Source organism: Candidatus Marivariicella sp. (assembly GCF_983056325.1).
This window is the reverse complement of the sequence record NZ_CEZOWA010000017.1, coordinates 1-18,625: the sequence shown is the minus strand read 5'-3', so window position 1 is coordinate 18,625 and position 18,625 is coordinate 1. Positions and strand designations below refer to the sequence as shown.

The window sequence follows — 18,625 nt, the reverse complement described above, 5'->3', positions numbered from 1 at the left end:
GGTTTAAGTTTTAGATAAGATATGAATTATTCAGCAGCAGCCTCTTCAACCGGGTCAGGTTGCGTAGCCACAACCATTCCTGTGGCGTCAAAGTAATCTCCAGATTCAATAATTTTACCATCTTTAACATTGAAATAGTGATATGCATCAAGAGAAAATGTTTTTCCTGATTCGATACTATTCCCTTTCCATGTTCCATAAACTCGAACACTTCCATCAGCCATTAAGGTAGTTTCATCAACTCCAGGAAGCCAAGCTCTAGGAGTAAATGTCACATTTTCAAAACCAGACATATAATATTTAGCTTGAGCTAAGATTTCGTCATATCCAACTTCTCCAACTCCATATTGAGGAGATTGAAAAACGATATTTTTATCAACTAATGATTCAAATAATTCATAATTAGTTGGGGATTCGTATGTTCTAATCCACTTTTCAGCAATTTCCTTGTTAGTATTATAGAGACTCATATCAGGAGTGTTTTGACATGAAATAGCAAATAATGCTATTGCAATAAGTAGTAATTTTTTCATTTTTTCATTTTTAATTATCCAACGAAAGTATTCAATAAAAGAGTATTAATATAATATTTTAATTATAAAATACCTGTTTCTTGATTAGAAGTGTATTTTTATAAAATGAGATATATAAAAAAGGCAACAATATATTTAATGGCTATTTCTTATGCATATGTTGGAATTGAGCATTTTAATAATCCTAATTATTTCATGGCGATCATGCCTTCATCTTTCCCCTGGAAAATTGAAGCAGTATACATCAGTGGTTTTTTTGAAGTAATTTTTGGAATAGGGCTGTTGACCAAATATAGAAAGTATTCTGCTTGGGGACTCATTATTCTTTTATTTGCCGTATTCCCTGCAAATATTTATTTAATTCAAAGTCAAGATGCCCAAAATGTGCTTGGAATAACTAGACAAACTGCAATTATAAGAGCGCCATTTCAATTATTATTTCTAGGCCTGGCTTATTGGCACTCTAAATCATAGTACTAGCGTAAGTTTTGTGAGTTAGTTTCAATGGAGTTATGATTTCAAAAATTTTTACATCAGAATTAATATTGAATTCTATCTTATTTGTATTTGATACTTTAAAAAAAGTCCCAGCCGAGCAAAGATTATCTTCAATTTGAATACTTCCTTCCAAAATAAAAAAAGAATGGATTTTATCGATTAAAACATCAATACTAAAATTATTAGCCTCTTTTTTAATAAAATATTCTTTAATAGATACCCCCTCCGAATCCATTTGCATCTTAGAACTAGAATTCTTAATCAACTTTATAGTTGCTTTATTGGATTCAAATTTTTCAAATGAATCATTTTTGTAATCATCATATGTAGCATTTTTTTTAAGTGTTTTTGATAAATCAGGATCAAACCAGATTTGAAAAATTTCAGAATTTTCCATTAATTCCTCAGCATGAGATATGCCACTTCCAGATCTGATTATTTGAACATCTCCTTGATTTAACAAAATCCATTTTTTTTGCTTTGTATCATAATGATTTATTTGCCCTTTTAATACAAAACTGCAAATTTCAAATCCTTGATGTGGATGAAGCCCAATTGTACTTTTTTTTGAACTTGTCCATGCGTTTGCCCAATAAAAAATATTTGAGTAAGGCTTTAATTTTCCACCATCACCAGGAAACCCAATTGGTTTATTTTCTAAGATTTCCCCATTATTAAAATCACCTTTTGCTTGACTGTTAACAGGATAAATTTCTAGGGACATATTATAAATTTTCGCTAAATGACTTAATACACGAGTCGAACTCAATTTTCAATTTTTCATCTGTTATACCTAAACTAGAATCAAAATTTTGGATAAAATTTGGAAGGGAAAAGCTAGGTATATCTAATTGACCTCCTTTTGAAATTCTATCGTGAGCCATTTTAAGAACTGTAATTGCTCCTCTTGCACCATCAGAGGTCGCTAATAAAAACATTGGCTTGTTGAACCAAACGATTTTTTCAACTCTTGAAATCCAATCAAAGATATTTTTGAAAGCAGCAGTATAAGCTCCATTATGCTCAGCGAAAGAAATTATAATCCCATCAGCAGAACTCAATTCATTTTTAAATTCATGGGCCTGTTCAGGAATACCAATTTCATTCTCATAATCTATACCGTAAATCGGCATTTCAAAATCATTTAGATCCAATAAATTAACTTCAGCATCTTCAATTTGTTTAGCTGCAAAATTTGCCAGCATTTTATTAATTGATTTTTTTGATGAACTAGCACCAAAAGCAACAATTTTTCTCATTACCGATAATTTTAATTTAAACAAAAATACGTATGATTATTTAGTTAATCATTTAATTTCAATAAAGTAAGAGTATATTTTTTTAACCAAGCAGGAACTTATAAAATATCAAAATATAATTCTTTATAGCTGAAAAGAAAGTATTAATAATAAAGTTAAAGTTAAATGAACAACGGAAAAGATGTTTGGCTTCATCTTTTTAGTTAATAACATAACTGTGATATAAAATGCTAAGCATAATTGCATTACAAAAGCTGGAAGAATTAGTATTTCTCTAAAAACTCCAACGACAGTTGGTTCCCATTTTAATAAATAGAAGCCAAAAAAGAATATAATGATAGTGTTTGTGGTGAAAATTAGTATTTTTAAATTTTCTATAATTTTGCTTTTTGATTTATTTCAATCCAATTCCCTTCTGGATCAGTAAGATAAATTTGGAGAACTCCATCAAATCTTTCCTGGATAGTATTTGAATTTCCTAGCCAATCATAGTATTCAATTTTTTCTCCTTTTAAGTAAGAAGCGACAACATTAATATTATTTGTTTGAATTGCTAAATGATTATTTCTAGTTTTTTTAGGGAGAGTTTTATCACTGCTAACCAAATGAATTTCCAGTCCTTTATTTAATTTAAACCATCGATGAGGAAGACCTGTCGATGAAATATCAATTTCATTTATTTTAAGAGTATTTGCATAAAAATCCCCTGTTTTTTTAAGATCCTTAACCGCTATAGCAAAATGATTGCCAGATAAATTAAACGTTTCAGACCCATTAGTTGGCATTTCCATACAGCTAAGAGGTAATAAAAGTACAAGTATAATATAATATTTCATTTTTAATTTTTTAGAGCCATACATTCTATTTCCAATTTTGCATTTAGAGCTAGACCACTACCTGCGAAAGCACTTCTGGCTGGAAGCTTATCTTTTTTAAAATGTTTAACATATTCAGCACTCATTTCTCCCCATTCTGATATGTCAGACAGCATACATGTACACTTAAAAACATCATCCATTGAAGCCCCCATTTTATTTAATATATTTTTAATATTTGTAAGTATTTGTTTTGTCTCCGCAGTAATTCCACCTTCAATTAACTTTCCATTTGGAAGTGTTCCAACTTCTCCAGATAGGTAGATCACATTGTTAACAATTGTGGCTTCGGAAAAAGGATAATTTTTCTCAAGATGTTCGGGACTGTTTATTCTTTCAATTGTTTGACTAAAAGAAAAACTTGTTGATAAAAGAATAATGTAAAAAAGAAAATTTTTCATATATAAATAGTTATAAGTTTTTTAAAGATATAAACACGATTCAATTCACATCCATTTTTTAAATATAACTATTTCGTATTGGTTTGATTGAATTCTTTCGAATCAAGTTTATTAATCATAAAGAATTTCTTTTTTTAACGTTAAAATAATTATTGAATCCATCTTAATACTTGATTTAATTACTTTTGCATAATATTCATGAAATCCTCTTTTATGATATATTAAATTTATATCCTTAACAGATAAATAGTTTGAATTTTGTTTATAGGGTGACCAATAAATTGGCTGGCCCCAAAGTCTTTTTTTGTTTTCTAAAGTTACTTTATCATATACTATATTGGAAGCTTTATAAGAAAGCTCATTAATCACTGATTCCAATTTTTTATAAAAATTATGACGTGAATATTTGCTTTGTAAATAAGACACGAGAGTATCATTATCAATTAACTCAATTAATCCTGAATTTTTTAAAGCATTATACTCTTCTTGGTTATCAACTAAAACGGTATTAATAACAGCAGCTACAGTTAAATAATAACCTAAAGAGTCTTTATTTGTTTTATATAAATCTTTGCCTCTTTCTAATATTATTTCCCCAGATAATGAAGCCTTAGAGTGTTGTTCGTAGTTAAACTTACTGTCTATTAAATCTTCATTTACATTTTTTATCAATTTTTTTAGAGATTGATTTTTTAATTCTTTTTTATAATCCAAAGCATTTTGTTTTTCGATATAAAAGGAGATAGATATTCCAAGAATAATGACGCAAAACTCTAAAAAATATCTAATTATTAATTTTTTCATATTTCATTTTTTTAATTGTAAAAAAAAGTTTTATAAGCTTCATTCAAACTTAAAAAAAATCATCTACTAACGGCTAAATCTATTATCTGAGATGCAAGTTTAGCGGTGATTGAGTCAACGTCATAAATTGGATTGAGCTCCACGACATCGATGGCTATAACTTTTTTCGTTTCTAATAAATATTCGAAAATAAGTTGAAAAAACTTCGTAGAAAAACCAAAAGGTCCAGGAGCACTTACTCCCGGTGCGTTTGACGAGCTAAAACCATCCAGATCTATACTTATGTAAATCGATTCACATTGTTTAAAACAATCATCAATTATTCCACAAACATTACTAATATTAATTGATTTACAATCTTCTATTGGTATGAAATCTACATTGAATTCAGAAGCAATTTTATAAAGAGATAATGGATTAGACGGCCTCTGAATACCTAAAGCAAGATATTTAACGTCGTCTTTAAACTCTTTTAGTATTTGATAAAATGGAGTCCCTGAATTTGGGCCTTCTAAAGGGGGTCTTAAATCGAAATGTGCATCAAAGTTTAAAATGCCAATTTTAGATTTCATTCCATTTTTAATGGCTCTGTGTATTCCACAGAAATGTCCATATGCAAGGTCGTGCCCTCCGCCCAAACCGATTGTTAATTGACCAGATTCAATTATTTCTTGAACGATATCTGAATATAATTTTTGTGTGACTTCTAGATTGTTTAAATAACATAATACGTCACCATAGTCAGAAACTTTCTTTTTTGAATGCCATGAGAGTTTTCCCAACTGTTCTCTAATGGCGTTAGGTCCATCCACAGCTCCTTGCCTCCCATTGTTCCTCTTAACTCCTTCATCACAAGCATATCCTAATAGAGCGATACTACCATGTAAATCTGAAATATTACTTTTAGTCCTTAGGGCTACCTGTTCATGCCAGTATTCATTTGGAGAATCAGGAGATGACATGCGTCCTTTCCACATTTGTTTATTAGGCGGACGATAGTATTGATCTATTTTATTCAAAGTTTACTTGATAAATTTTCCGTTAATCAAAACATCTTCAATTAAATTGGACCCAAAAGCATAAGGAATCATGGAAAATGAAGGAATTGATTTTGTTAATATAATATTAGCTTTTTTCCCAACAGTGATGCTTCCTAATTCTTTTGAAAGCCCCATAGCATATGCTCCATTTATAGTGGCTGCATTGATAGCCTCTTCAGGAGTCATTCCCATTTTAGAACACGCTAAAGAAACCACGAAGTTCATGTTTCCAGATGGAGCTGATCCAGGATTAAAATCAGAAGCCAAAGCTAAAGGAATGTCATTGTCAATGATTTTTCGCGCAGGTGCATAAGGAATATTTAGGAAAAAAGAACAGTTAGGAAGGGCAACAGGCATCATGCTACTACCTTTCAGAATCTTTAAATCATCTTTGCTTAGAACTTCAAGATGATCAATTGTTAGAGCATCAACTTCTTTACAAAGCTTAACTCCTCCAAAGGAATTAAATTGATTAACATGAACTTTTGGGACTAAATGGTGTTTTTTACCAGCCTCAAGGATTAATCTGGTTTCCTCAAGATTAAAATATCCTTTTTCACAAAAAACATCTATAAACTTAGCTAATTTTTTCTCAGAAACAGATGGGATCCATTCACGAACTATTTGATTTATGTACTCCTCTTTTCTGTTTTTATATTCATCAGGTACTGCGTGCGCTGCAAGAAATGTTGGCTGAATAGAGACTTCATAATTTTCATTTAATTTTTTAATGACTTCAAGCATTTTTATTTCTTCGGAAAGATGAAGGCCGTAGCCTGATTTAACTTCAATAGCTCCTGTTCCTAGACTTATAATTTCTTCAAGACGTTTTGCACTTTCGTTGTATAATTTATCAAAAGAAGTATTTTTAAGGGTTTTCGCAGAATTTAATATTCCCCCTCCATTTTTTGCAATTTCCTCGTATGATTTGCCATTAATCCTATCAACATATTCTTTTTCTCTTGAACCAGAATAAACAATGTGGGTGTGAGAATCGCACCAAGAGGGTAGTATGTATTTCCCATTTGCATTGATGATTTTATCCACCTGTAGTGTTGGACAGGCATTCATTTCACCAAAGTCAATTATTTTATCATCATTTATTAATAAATAGGCATTACTAATTTGAGATAAATTCTTCATCTCATGACCCTTCAAGTAATTTTTAGTTTCACTAAGAGTCTGAAGAAGTCCTTTAATGTTTTTAAAGAGTATTTTCATTTAAATAAAGAATCTAAGATTTTATCGTCTACAATTTCTGGAATAATTACATCTAGGTTTTTTGATCGATCCATTTCTTTTTTTATAGTAAAAATAGCAGGCCTGTTTCTGGCCCAACTTCTCCTAGCAATTCCATTATTAACGTCAAAAAATAACATTTTTTTTAATCTTTTTTCTGAATTTTTAGAACCATCTAGAAGCATTCCAAAACCTCCATTAATTACCTCACCCCAGCCTACTCCTCCTCCGTTGTGAATGGAAACCCATGTAGCACCCCTAAAACTATCTCCTATTACATTATGAATAGCCATGTCTGAAGTAAATTTGCTACCATCATAAATATTAGATGTCTCCCTGTATGGAGAATCTGTACCGCTCACATCATGGTGGTCCCTGCCAAGAATAATTGGACCTATTTTACCCTGAGAAATGGCAGTGTTAAATGCTTTAGCAATTTCAATTCGACCTAGCGCATCTGCATACAGTATTCTGGCTTGAGACCCAACAACTAGTTTATTATTTTGAGCATCTTCTATCCATTTAATATTATCATCTAATTGACCTTGGATTTCTTCTGGAGCATTTTTTTTTATACCCAACAATATATTTTTTGCAATCGTATCAGTTATTTCCAAATCTTTCGGATCTCCCGATGCACAAACCCATCTAAATGGACCAAAACCATAATCAAAACATATGGGACCTAAAATATCTTGAACGTATGAAGGGTAACAAAAATCTGTTTTATCATGATTTAAAACATCTCCACCAGCCCGAGAAGCTTCTAATAAAAAAGCATTTCCATAATCAAAAAAATAAGTTCCTTTTTCAACATGAAGCTTTATAGCTCGCGCATGACGCCTTAGTGTTTCTTGAACCTTTTCCTTAAAAATCACAGGCTCGTCTTTCAACATTTTGTTTGCTTTTTCATAGCTAATACCAATTGGATAATAACCTCCAGACCAAGGGTTGTGAAGAGAGGTTTGATCTGAACCAATCGTTATCTTTATATCCTTTTTTAAAAATATTTCCCAAACCTCTACTATATTACCAATGTATGCTATGGATACTGTATTTTTAAGAATTTGAGATTTTTTTACAAAATCAACCAACTCATGAATATTGGAGATAAGAACATCTACCCAGCCTTGATCGTATCTTTTTTTTGCAGCGGACGAGTTGACCTCAACAGTTATTGATATACATCCAACTATATTTGCGGCTTTTGGTTGAGCTCCACTCATCCCCCCTAAACCGGATGTTAGAAAAATTTTCCCTTTAACAGATTCTTTTGCTTTTAAAACCTTCCTAAAAGCATTCATTAAAGTAATAGTTGTTCCGTGAACTATTCCTTGAGGACCAATATACATAAATGATCCAGCAGTCATTTGGCCAAACTGAGTCACCCCCAAAGCGTTAAATTTCTCCCAATCATCGGGTTTAGAATAATTAGGAATCATCATTCCGTTAGTTATTATAAGTTTTGGAGATTTTTTAGAGGACGGAAATAACCCCATAGGATGTCCAGAATAAAGATGTAGCGTTTGATTTTTATTCATTGTGGCTAAATACCTCATGGTCAACAAATATTGAGCCCAATTTTGAAATACCGCCCCGTTACCTCCATAGGTAATAAGTTCCTGAGGATGTTGAGCTATATTTATATCCAAATTGTTTTGAATCATTAACATTATTGACTTGGCTTCATCAATTTTTGCCGGATATTCACTTAACGGTCTAGCATAAATCGTGTATTCTGGCTTAAAGCGAAGCATATAGATTCTTCCAAAATCTTCTAATTCTTTTGCAAAATCTAGACTAAGCTCTTTGTGCCATTTGTTGGGGAAATATCTCAAGGCATTTCTAATTGCCAACTTTTTCTCACTTAGATTTAAAATTTGCTTTCTTTTAGGCGCAGGGTTAAGACTAGAATCAAATGATTTACTTATTGGAAGTTGTTCAGGGATTCCTTGTAAAATTGCTTCTTTAAAAGTCATAATTCAGGATATACATTTAAAGATTGATTTTCAATCAGCTTTGTTACTATCTCAATGTCTGTACTTAAAACCCTATCATTTTCTAACTTTTTAACGTTTTTTCGAATAATTAAGAGTGTTTTTTCAATAGCTGAAGAAAATGTATTTGGACGTCTAAACTCTAATGATTGTGCAGAATGTAACAATTCAATAGCAATTATTTTCTCAAGATTATCAATTACCTCAAGACATTTACGGCCTGATATGCTACCCATAGAAACATGATCTTCTTGACCCATTCCCGTTGGAATACTATCTGCAGATGAAGGAAAGCATAATGATTTGTTCTCAGAAACTAATGCTGCAGTTGTATACTGAGTGATCATGAATCCTGAATTAAGGCCAGGATTTTCTGTAAGCATTACAGGCAGTCCGTGTAAACCCTCTAAAAGCAAATAGCTTCTCCTGTCTGAAATATTACCTATTTCAGCTGCTGCAACCTTTAAATAGTCAAGAGCAATTGCTAAAGGTTGCCCGTGAAAGTTGCCTCCAGATATTGACGTGTTATCATCAATAATCACTGGATTGTCAGTAACAGAATTGATTTCGATTTCAACCAATTCTTTAACATGATTTAATGCGTTTCTTGATGCTCCATGTACCTGAGGAGTGCATCTAATTGAGTAGGGATCTTGAACTCGATCACAATTTTTATGTGAATCGGAGTTTTGAGAATTTTTTAACAGACCCCTTATACGTTTTGCAACTTTTTTGTTACCAGCAAAGGGTCTTAATTCGTGAAGCTCTTCTTTAAAAGGAGCCAAGCTTCCCTGGAAACCTTCTAACGACATTGCTGCGGCTAGATCTGCTAAATTTAAAAGATAAGTTAGCTTTGAAATTGCTTTTATAGCATGGGCTAAAATAAATTGTGTACCGTTAATAAGAGCAAGTCCTTCTTTCGCGTGAAGGGAAAAAGGAGTTAGATTATGTTTTTTTAAAACGGATGCAGCATTAATCTTTTCTTTACCATCCCAAAAGAATCCATTTCCAATTAGGGGTAAAAATAAATGAGCAAGTGGGGCGAGGTCTCCAGAAGCCCCAACAGATCCTTTTTCTGGAACAAAAGGAGTTAGATTATTTTGAATAAAATAAATCAGTCGATCTAATATTTCTAAACGAATTCCAGAGTAGCCTTTTGATAAGGATTGAATTTTACAGATTAACATTAGCTTGGAAAGCTCAGGTGCTATTGGGTTTCCAACTCCAACCGAGTGACTTAGTAAAAGGTTCTTCTGTAAAGACTCTGTTTCATCACTTGATATTTTTGTGGTACAAAGTGGGCCAAAACCAGTATTTATTCCATATACTGCCTTTTCACTCAAAGCCATTTTTTGAACACGCTCATAACTCTGAATAATTCTTTTTTTTGTAAAATCAGTGAATTTAAATTCATTTGGATTATTCATAAAAAAATAAATATCATCAAGTGATATATTATTGTCTTTATTTTTTGGCATTCTTCATTTTTTATTAAAATAAAAAGTTGTTTTTAGTTTTTATAATATTAAAATTATACTTTATTTTCCTCAAAATTTATTTATAAACTACAAAGTTTCAATCTATAAAATTATAAATTAACATTTTTCTTATGAGTAAATCTAGAATTAATTCTCAAAACGTATGGAATCCTGAAATTCCTGACGGAGAGCTATTTTATTATCCACATTTTTTAGACTTAAATAAAGCAAATAAACTATTTAAGATATTTAAAAATACGATTCCTTGGCAACAGGATCCAATTAAAGTTTTCGGAAAAACGTATATGCAACCAAGACTGACTTCTTTACATAGTGTTTTGAAAAATCAATACAGTTATTCTAATATCACAATGCAGTCAAAACCCATGACAGAAGAGCTAATTTATTTAAAAAACAAAATCAGTAATGTTTATACAAATGAATTCAACACTGTTTTAATGAACCTATATAGAGATGGGAAAGACAGTAACGGGTGGCATGCCGACAACGAAAAGGAATTAGGTTTAAATCCAGTAATAGGGTCAATTACTTTAGGCCAAGAGAGGGCCTTTCATTTAAAGCATAAAGTCAATAAATCAGATAGGCTAAAAATTATACTTGAGCATGGAAGTTTATTGATCATGTCGGGATCGATGCAGCACAACTGGCTTCATCAAGTCCCGAAAACTTCAAGAAAAATTAATGAAAGAATCAATCTTACTTACAGAAAAATTTTCTAAAAAAACATCTAATTAAGAGGGTACATTAAATTTTTTATTTGTTTCCAAGTCACTAATTTAATATCATTTTCAGTTATGACTTTTTTAAATTCAGCACTAGAAACAACATCATAATCTAGATTTCTCCATTTAGAACCATAGGCAACTCTTTTAGAAGTAATTTCCTGCATTTCTATATTATCATATCCAAGATGAACTATTATTTCGTTTAACCCAGGATCCAGATTATTTAGAACATCTATATAATATTTTGACCAATCATTAAATGAAATATTTTTTTCAGCCATGTACATTTTGTTTACTACGACTAAATTATTTGGTTTTAAAAAACGACTATCAAAATGAGGTGCTAAAATCTGAGGCACAAAAACAGGAAGTTTATTTTTCTCTCCTAGTTCTAAATATATTTGGAAAAATTCAGGTGAAAAAAACAAGGCACCTTCATGGCTATCAATATGGGTGGGGTTTATTCCAATGGATTTGGCATAATCTATTTGTGCCTGTAATTCTTTTTTCACATCCTTGGGATCGCCTCTTTTTATAAAAGTTTTTTTCTTTTCGTAAAAATCTCCTTTATCGTTTATTAAAGAAGGAATTGAATCATTTGTACTAATACCAGACCACTTGTAATCTTTCCATTCTGCTGTAAATGTTAGATGAAGACCTAAATCAGTCTGTGGATTTTTCTGAAAGTAATTTGCAACCTCTTTGGTGTTTGGAGCAGGAATCATAACACTTGCAGAATTAACAAATCCTTCATCTAACGCTCCAAAGGAAGCCTCATTGACCGATTTGGATAAACCTAGATCATCCGCATGAATAATTAATAGCTTATCATTTTTCTCATAACCCAATTTTTCAGAAAGATTTTTATATTGAGGAATGCTTTTATTGTTAAATATAAAGTTGAATGCAAGTCTAAGATCATAAATGGGGATATCATTAAAATTAAAATAAAGCCGAACGCTCAAACCTATTGAAACTCCGACCATAACAAGAAGAAAGAGTCTATTATTAAGAATTTTTTTCATAGAATTAATTTAAGGTATCTGTTCCTAAAAATTTATCTTTTTCATTATAAAACCATGATCTAATTTTTGGCATTTTAATACCACTTATTTCTTTTTCTTCTGAAAGCAAAATATATTCACCGTCATTTTTACTCTCTTCATGAAAAAACTGGTAAACTTCAAGGGCATATGATTTGGGGTTAAAATAAAAATACCAACGATCTTTTCCAACAGGTTCTTCATAGTCTACCGTTAAAACTAAATACTCCTTTCCTTTAAAATTTTTAGTAGTTACTTTAGGATTAATAATTGTTCCTGGATCCTTTAACTTCATTGGCAGACCATAAAGATACGTGTAATAATTTCTCATTTTTAATGCAAAACCACAGGTTAACTTATGTTTTTTTATCTCATCTTCAGAAAAAGTATATTTCCCATTAAGAGATATTTTACATACATCATTTTCCACAACCTGTTCAACAGTAATATTATCTTGAACAACTTTAGATCTGAAATAAGATTTTATTATATCAATCTCAACTTCACTATTTCTTTCAGGCCTATCGGGTCTTGTCATTGTGATATTCATAATTCCATTAAATGTACCCCAAGAACTATTTGGATCGTGATATAAAATACTCCTGTTTATTAGCTCTTGTCCATCTATCTGACTTATGCTATCTAAATCAGATTCAATTAGTTTATCTAAACTAGCGAGGTAAATAATCGAACTTGAGAATAACAGTATAAACAGATATTTCATAAAAAACTCAATATTTATGCAAAATAATCATTTAAGATTTAAACATGAGGTTTTAATTACATGCAGGGATTAGATGTTTTTTTCATATTTTTAGATAAACTAAGATTTTAATACTAATAAAATGACAACAAACAATTTTACCTTTCGTGATCTTTTACACTTGATATTAATCCTATTAATTTCATCAAATGTAACTGCTCAAAAAAAATATTCTAAATCTAAATTAAAAAAGTATAAAGCCGAAGCTGAGACTATTGTTAATGACAACCATAAACAAACTCAGATTATGGTTGATAAAATTTTTAGTTTTGCTGAATTAGGATTTCATGAAGTAGAATCTTCAAAATACTTGACCAATATCCTAAAATCTAATGGCTTTGAAATTGAATATGGGGTTTCAGGAATCCCAACAGCTTGGTTTGCTAAGTGGTCAAATGGTGAAGGACCAGTCATAGCGCTTGGAAGTGATGTTGATTGTATTCCTAAAGCATCTCAATATCCTGGCGTGGCATATCATAAGCCAATGGTGGATGGAGCTCCAGGGCACGGAGAAGGTCATAACTCTGGAATCCCCGTTAATATTACAGCAGCTTTATCCGTGCAAAAAATAATGAAATCCGAAGGGATTAAAGGCACTTTGCTTTTATGGCCTGGAATAGCTGAAGAGTTAGTCGCTTCAAAAGCTTGGTTTGTTAGAGATGGATTATTTAAAGGAGTTGACATGTGTATTTTTACTCATGTTAGCAGTAATCTTCAAGTTTCTTGGGGTCAGGCAACAGGAACTGGACTTATATCAGTTGAATATACATTTGATGGAGAAGCGGCTCACTCGGCGGGCTCTCCCTGGAGAGGTAGAAGCTCACTAGACGCAGCTGAACTTATGAATGTTGGATGGAACTATAAAAGAGAACATTTGCACCCCCTGAAAAGATCTCATTCAATTTTCACTGATGCTGGAGACCAACCAAATGTCGTTCCTTCAAAAGCATCTATTTGGTATTACTTGAGAGATGTTAAGTACGATGGAATAATGAAAATGTATAATGATGCAAATAATATTGCCCAGGGAGCTGCAATGATGACTGATACAAAAGTTACATCAAGAGTTTTAGGCACAGCTTGGCCAAGACATTTTAATAAAGTGATCGCTGAAACTATGTATCAAAATATCCAAGACGTTGGATTGCCTTTGTGGTCAGAAGAAGATCAAACCTTAGCTAAGGCTGTTCAGAAAGAGGTAAAATCAAATAACAACAATGGACTAGCTACTGAATTATACCCTATTGGTAAACCATCAAAAATCATGGTTAGTGGTGGTTCGGATGATATAGGGGATGTTTCATGGACAGTCCCAACCGTTACACTTCGATTCCCTTCCAACATACCTGGACTTCAAGGACATCACTGGTCTAATGCTATTGCTATGGCTACTCCTATCGCTCACAAAGGAGCTACAGCAGGAGCTAAAGTGGTAGCAATGACAGTTTTAGATTTTTTAGTTCAACCCAATTTACTTTCCTCAGCTAAGGATTATTTTGAAAACATCCAAAAAAAAGAAGAAACATACAAGCCAATGATTTCAGCTAATGACCCCCCTCCAATTGAATTAAACACAGCGATAATGGGGAAATACAGAAATGAACTTGAAAAATTTTATTATGATGAAACCAAGTACGATTCTTACTTGGAGCAACTAGGGGTTTCATACCCTACACTTAAAACAAAAGAAAATTAAAATAAAAAATTATGCAAAGTAGACGAGATTGGTTACGTTCTTCCGTTGGTTTAGGAGGACTTTTATTGGCCCCAGAATTAATGCTTTCAAATCAGGAGATTAAGAAGTTTAATCCTCGACCATTTTTAGAAACAATAAAGTTAAGCTCAAATGAAAATCCATATGGACCTTCAGAAATGGTTCAAAAAGCAGTAATTAAGGCTTTTGATCATGGCTGTAGATATCCATATTCCTATTCAGACGCACTTGCAGTTAAGCTAGCAAAAAAACACGGTGTTGATCCTGAAAGTATCATAATTACTGGTGGTTCAACGGAGGGTCTTAAAATAACAGGCTTAACTTTCACCCAGGGAGGAGGAGAGATAATTGCTGGACAACCTACTTTTCTTGCAATGATGACTTTTGCAGAACAATGGGGCGCTAAAATTAATTGGGTTCCTGTAGGAGAAAACAAAGGCTATGATTTAAATGCAATAAATAATAAGATAAACAAAAACACAAAATTAATTTTCTTATGTAATCCAAATAATCCAACAGGTACGGTTATACCAAAACAATCGTTAAAAGATTTTTGTATTTCTGCTAGTAAAAAAGCAATTATTTTTAGTGATGAAGCATATTATGATTTTATTCAAGAAGATGATTATCCGTCGATGGACACACTAGTTAGACAGGGAGAAAATGTTATTGTTTCAAAAACATTTTCAAAGATTTATGGACTTGCCGGACTTAGGATAGGTTATTTGATTGCTCCCCCTCATTTGGCAAAACAAATTCGATCAAACGTTGTTGCGATGAGTAACGTTTTGGCGATAGCAGGAGCAGATAAAGCTCTTGAAGACCAAGAATTTTACGATTTTTCATTGAATAAAATAAAACAAGGGAGAAAATTAATTACGGACACATTGGATGATCTTGGATTAAACTATGTTCCTTCAAACACAAACTTTGTTTTCTTTCATTCTAAAAAACACATTGATAAATTAGGGAAACAAATGCTAGATAAAGGTATTAGAATAGGAAGGCCATTTCCTCCATTTTTTGATTGGTGTAGAATTAGCGTTGGAACTCTGCAAGAGGTTCAAGCTTTCACTTCTGCTCTTAAAGAAGTTTATAAAGAAAGTTAATTATTACAAATTAAGACCCAAGGATTGTTTTATAGGTATATTGGGCTTGCTATTCACCCTAGTAGATGAAAAAAACATTTAGTTCTTTACTTTTTTTAAGCTTAGTGCTTTCATTTTCTCTTGCACTAGCATTTTTTACTGGTGATATTTCTAGTGGTATTGATTTTTGGAGTTCAATTACTTTAAAAAGTTGGTGTATTATTTTTGGCATTCAGATAGTGATTTTTTTACCTTCTTTTATTTTAAAAACAGAGCATTACTTTGATCTCACTGGTGGATTAACCTTTTTATTAGTATTGATATTTTTAGCCTATAATTTAATCACAAAAAACGAACTATTTTCTTATTCAAAATTAATCCCTTTAGTTCTTGTAGGTATATGGGCCTTGAGATTAAGTACTTTTTTATTTTTAAGAGTAAAACGCAAAGGAAAAGATATTCGTTTTGATGAAATTAAAATAAACTTTTTCAAATTTATGATAGCTTGGATTCTGCAAGGTTTATGGGTTTTTATATGTCTACTACCTGTTATTGTTATGGTAAGTTCAAATCAACCTACTAACATTAATTATTTTATTCCAGGAGTATTATTGTGGTTAATTGGATGGCTTACTGAAGTAATATCAGACATTCAAAAGACAAAATTTAACACTAATATTGAAAATAAAGGAAACTTTATTAGCTCTGGTTTGTGGTCATTTTCTAGACACCCTAATTATTTTGGAGAATTAATTTTATGGTTAGGAGTTACAATAATTGCAATCCCTACTTTTTCGGGTCTGCAATATTTAGCATGCATTGCACCTGTTTTTGTTTATTTACTTTTAAATAAAATTAGTGGAGTAAATTTATTAGAAGAAATTGCAGATACTAGATGGGGGGATAGTCAAAAATATCAAGATTATAAAAAGAATACTCCAATCTTCTTCCCAAGAATTTTTAAAAATTGAAATATAATATGATAAACAAGCAGCAGATTTTAAAAAAGAGACCCACTGGGACACCAGACAATGAAACTTGGCAGCTTGTGGAGTCTAAATTACCTGAGCTGAAAGATGGTGAAATGTTGATAGAACAGGAGTATATTTCCTTAGACCCCGCAATGAGAGGATGGATGAACCAAACACGTTCGTATATTCCTCCAGTTGAATTGGGGGATGTAATGAGAGCAGGTTCGGTAGGAAGAGTTGTTAAAACGAAAGGAAAAACAGTATTTGAAAAAGGAGACTATGTTACTGGCTGGGGAGGTGTTCAAAATTATTGTATAACAAAAGGGGAAAATTTTTACAAGGTAGACTCTGAAAAAGCCCCTCTATCTTATTACATAGGAGCTCTTGGAATGCCAGGAATGACTGCCTACTTTGGAATATTGGAAGTTGGAGAAGTTAAAGAAGGAGATGTAGTTTTAGTTTCCGGAGCTGCTGGAGCTGTTGGAAGTGTAGTTGGTCAAATTGCAAAAATTAAAGGATGTAGAGTTATCGGAATTGCTGGTGGAAAAACTAAATGTGATTATTTAATTGAAAAACTGGGTTTTGACGGGGCTATTGATTACAAAAATGAAAATGTATTTAAGGAGATAAAAAAACATTGTCCAAAAGGAATTGACGTTTATTTTGATAATGTGGGAGGGGAGATCTTAGACTCCGCTTTGGCTTTTTTAAGAAAAAAAGCAAGAGTTGTTATTTGTGGAGCCATTTCTCAATACAACTCTGAATCAAGTATAGAAGGTCCTAAAAACTATTTATCACTTCTTGTTAATCGAGCTTCAATGAAAGGGATGGTTGTTCTTGACTTCGCGCCAAAATACTCCGAGGCAATGAAACAAATGGCTATCTGGATTATGGAGGACAAACTATTTTATAAAGAGGATATTTTTGATGGTATTGAAAATTTTAGAGAAACCTTTCTAAGGTTATTTTCTGGAGATAAAATGGGAAAACTAATTTTAAAAATAAAAGAATAGTTTATTTTATTCCTTCCATTGCATATAGTATGCCTTTTTCTAAAAGTTTTTCAAATCGTATGTCTTCGTATATTTCTCCCTTGTGTCCGAGTCCAGTATAGAATGATCTACCTCCCTCAAATTCATGATACCAAGTAATGGGATGATTTTCTCCATTTTGACCTCCTTCATATGTTTTTTCATCCAACATCAAAAGTGGAATTATATTTGAATTCCTGAAATTGTAATTATACCATTCGTCATTAATTTCCCATTTTCTTTCGAGATGAGAGGTGAAAAATGGATTGTTAGAGGTTGTTTTAATTGTTGCCTTTGGAGTTCCTTTGGGGTGACTAATAAAATATGCACCAACTAATCTTCCATACCATGGCCAATCATATTCAGTATCTGCTGCAGCATGAACGCCAACAAACCCTTTTCCTGCCTGAATAAATTCTATCATTTTTTTTTGTTGTTCATCATTTAGAACATCGAGTGTTGTGCATAAAAAAATTATCGCATCATAATCTAATAATTCGTCAGCCTTGAAGGTTTCTTGAGTTTTAGAATGTTCCACATTAAACTCGTTATTTTTAGCAATTTCTCCAATCAATAAAGCTCCTTTTTTAATCGCATCTTCATGAACATATCCCTTGGTGTAGGAATAAATAAGTATTTTTTTATCAGGTTTTATTATTTGAGAAAACAGAGCTGTATGAAGAAAAAGTAAGGTTAAGATTATGATCTTCATGATTTTATGTTTGATTTAGCTTTTTTAAATTTAGCTATTTAATCTCACACACAGGTAGTTGTAAGCAGCAAGTATAAATTCAGTGTTTAAATGATGTTCATGTTTTTAATTTATGTTATATTGTATAACTATGCCCAAATCTTATCTGAAAATTTAAAAATTACACATGAAAAAAATACTTTATTTATTCGTTCTTTTAACGAGTTTTGCTTGGTCAAATGATAAGATTTCAAATGTAGAAATTCCGCTTACAAAACATTCTTCTTTTAAGGAATTAGGTGTATCCACTTTTACAGCAATAACTCAACAATCTACAGATACAACATCCACAGATAGCAGTACCACAACCTCTTCGACTTCAGACGGTGGAGGAAATAATACAGGAACAAGTTCCAATACTACAGACGGTGGAGGAAATAATACAGGAACAAGT

Annotated in this window: 20 protein-coding genes; 7 read left to right on the top strand and 13 right to left on the bottom strand. The window is 31.8% G+C overall.

The genetic code is table 11. The features are described from left to right. Positions 1 to 26 precede the first annotated feature (26 nt). Positions 27 to 533: a nuclear transport factor 2 family protein gene (locus AC3ATN_RS06600; RefSeq protein WP_487532477.1), complete on the bottom strand. Its 507-nt coding sequence runs from the start codon at positions 531 to 533 to the stop codon at positions 27 to 29. Between the two features lie 105 nt (positions 534 to 638). Between AC3ATN_RS06600 and AC3ATN_RS06595 the strand changes: the two genes are divergently transcribed. Beyond that, positions 639 to 1,007: a DoxX family protein gene (locus tag AC3ATN_RS06595; RefSeq protein ID WP_487532476.1), complete on the top strand. Its 369-nt coding sequence runs from the start codon at positions 639 to 641 to the stop codon at positions 1,005 to 1,007. Here AC3ATN_RS06595 and AC3ATN_RS06590 read toward each other — a convergent pair. From AC3ATN_RS06590 to hutH, 9 genes are all read right to left on the bottom strand, one after another. Beyond that, positions 997 to 1,755 (bottom strand): pirin family protein, encoded by a 759-nt coding sequence (locus tag AC3ATN_RS06590; protein ID WP_487532475.1) that lies wholly within the window; start codon positions 1,753 to 1,755, stop codon positions 997 to 999. The two genes, AC3ATN_RS06595 and AC3ATN_RS06590, sit on opposite strands and share 11 nt — an antisense overlap. A gap of 1 nt (position 1,756) precedes the next feature. After that, positions 1,757 to 2,290: an NADPH-dependent FMN reductase gene (locus tag AC3ATN_RS06585; RefSeq protein WP_487532474.1), complete on the bottom strand. Its 534-nt coding sequence runs from the start codon at positions 2,288 to 2,290 to the stop codon at positions 1,757 to 1,759. A gap of 374 nt (positions 2,291 to 2,664) precedes the next feature. Further along, complete coding sequence (locus AC3ATN_RS06580; protein WP_487532473.1) at positions 2,665 to 3,126, bottom strand: VOC family protein; 462 nt, start codon at positions 3,124 to 3,126, stop codon at positions 2,665 to 2,667. Positions 3,127 to 3,128: 2 nt separating this feature from the next. Continuing rightward, positions 3,129 to 3,566, bottom strand: a complete 438-nt coding sequence (locus tag AC3ATN_RS06575; protein ID WP_487532472.1) for a RidA family protein — start codon at positions 3,564 to 3,566, stop codon at positions 3,129 to 3,131. Between the two features lie 111 nt (positions 3,567 to 3,677). Continuing rightward, positions 3,678 to 4,370: a hypothetical protein gene (locus tag AC3ATN_RS06570; protein WP_487532471.1), complete on the bottom strand. Its 693-nt coding sequence runs from the start codon at positions 4,368 to 4,370 to the stop codon at positions 3,678 to 3,680. Between the two features lie 59 nt (positions 4,371 to 4,429). Next, positions 4,430 to 5,389: a formimidoylglutamase gene (gene hutG, locus AC3ATN_RS06565; RefSeq protein ID WP_487532470.1), complete on the bottom strand. Its 960-nt coding sequence runs from the start codon at positions 5,387 to 5,389 to the stop codon at positions 4,430 to 4,432. Between the two features lie 3 nt (positions 5,390 to 5,392). Next, positions 5,393 to 6,631 (bottom strand): imidazolonepropionase, encoded by a 1,239-nt coding sequence (gene hutI / locus AC3ATN_RS06560; RefSeq protein WP_487532469.1) that lies wholly within the window; start codon positions 6,629 to 6,631, stop codon positions 5,393 to 5,395. Next, the gene (gene hutU, locus AC3ATN_RS06555) at positions 6,628 to 8,628 is read right to left on the bottom strand and encodes a urocanate hydratase (protein WP_487532468.1); all 2,001 of its coding nucleotides are present in this window, start codon (positions 8,626 to 8,628) and stop codon (positions 6,628 to 6,630) included. The genes hutI and hutU overlap by 4 nt, the downstream gene beginning before the upstream one ends. After that, positions 8,625 to 10,124, bottom strand: coding sequence for a histidine ammonia-lyase (gene hutH / locus AC3ATN_RS06550; protein WP_487532467.1), 1,500 nt, complete (start codon positions 10,122 to 10,124; stop codon positions 8,625 to 8,627). The genes hutU and hutH overlap by 4 nt, the downstream gene beginning before the upstream one ends. Positions 10,125 to 10,255: 131 nt before the next feature. On the opposite strand from hutH, the gene AC3ATN_RS06545 reads away from it, so the two are divergent. Beyond that, positions 10,256 to 10,864 (top strand): alpha-ketoglutarate-dependent dioxygenase AlkB family protein, encoded by a 609-nt coding sequence (locus AC3ATN_RS06545; protein ID WP_487532466.1) that lies wholly within the window; start codon positions 10,256 to 10,258, stop codon positions 10,862 to 10,864. An 8-nt stretch (positions 10,865 to 10,872) separates the two neighbouring features. Here the strand turns inward: AC3ATN_RS06545 and AC3ATN_RS06540 are convergent, their stop codons facing one another. Together AC3ATN_RS06540 and AC3ATN_RS06535 are read right to left on the bottom strand one after the other, a co-directional pair. Further along, positions 10,873 to 11,895: a polysaccharide deacetylase family protein gene (locus tag AC3ATN_RS06540; protein WP_487532465.1), complete on the bottom strand. Its 1,023-nt coding sequence runs from the start codon at positions 11,893 to 11,895 to the stop codon at positions 10,873 to 10,875. Positions 11,896 to 11,899: 4 nt separating this feature from the next. Beyond that, on the bottom strand, positions 11,900 to 12,637 hold the full coding sequence (locus AC3ATN_RS06535) for a DUF6503 family protein (protein ID WP_487532464.1): 738 nt from the start codon (positions 12,635 to 12,637) through the stop codon (positions 11,900 to 11,902). Positions 12,638 to 12,758: 121 nt separating this feature from the next. On the opposite strand from AC3ATN_RS06535, the gene AC3ATN_RS06530 reads away from it, so the two are divergent. The 4 genes from AC3ATN_RS06530 (at position 12,759) to AC3ATN_RS06515 (ending at position 17,462) form a co-directional block, all read left to right on the top strand. Further along, positions 12,759 to 14,372 (top strand): amidohydrolase, encoded by a 1,614-nt coding sequence (locus tag AC3ATN_RS06530; RefSeq protein WP_487532463.1) that lies wholly within the window; start codon positions 12,759 to 12,761, stop codon positions 14,370 to 14,372. A gap of 11 nt (positions 14,373 to 14,383) precedes the next feature. Further along, positions 14,384 to 15,499 (top strand): pyridoxal phosphate-dependent aminotransferase, encoded by a 1,116-nt coding sequence (locus AC3ATN_RS06525; RefSeq protein WP_487532462.1) that lies wholly within the window; start codon positions 14,384 to 14,386, stop codon positions 15,497 to 15,499. Positions 15,500 to 15,564: 65 nt separating this feature from the next. Continuing rightward, a complete protein-coding gene (locus AC3ATN_RS06520; protein ID WP_487532461.1) occupies positions 15,565 to 16,449 on the top strand; it encodes a DUF1295 domain-containing protein in 885 nt (294 codons plus the stop codon). An 8-nt stretch (positions 16,450 to 16,457) separates the two neighbouring features. Further along, positions 16,458 to 17,462, top strand: coding sequence for an NADP-dependent oxidoreductase (locus AC3ATN_RS06515; protein WP_487532460.1), 1,005 nt, complete (start codon positions 16,458 to 16,460; stop codon positions 17,460 to 17,462). 1 nt (position 17,463) lies between these two features. Here AC3ATN_RS06515 and AC3ATN_RS06510 read toward each other — a convergent pair whose 3' ends face one another. Then, positions 17,464 to 18,192, bottom strand: a complete 729-nt coding sequence (locus tag AC3ATN_RS06510; protein WP_487532459.1) for a ThuA domain-containing protein — start codon at positions 18,190 to 18,192, stop codon at positions 17,464 to 17,466. A 166-nt stretch (positions 18,193 to 18,358) separates the two neighbouring features. Here AC3ATN_RS06510 and AC3ATN_RS06505 point away from each other — a divergent pair. Next, a partial coding sequence (locus AC3ATN_RS06505; protein ID WP_487532458.1) for a hypothetical protein occupies positions 18,359 to 18,625 on the top strand: 267 nt, incomplete at its 3' end.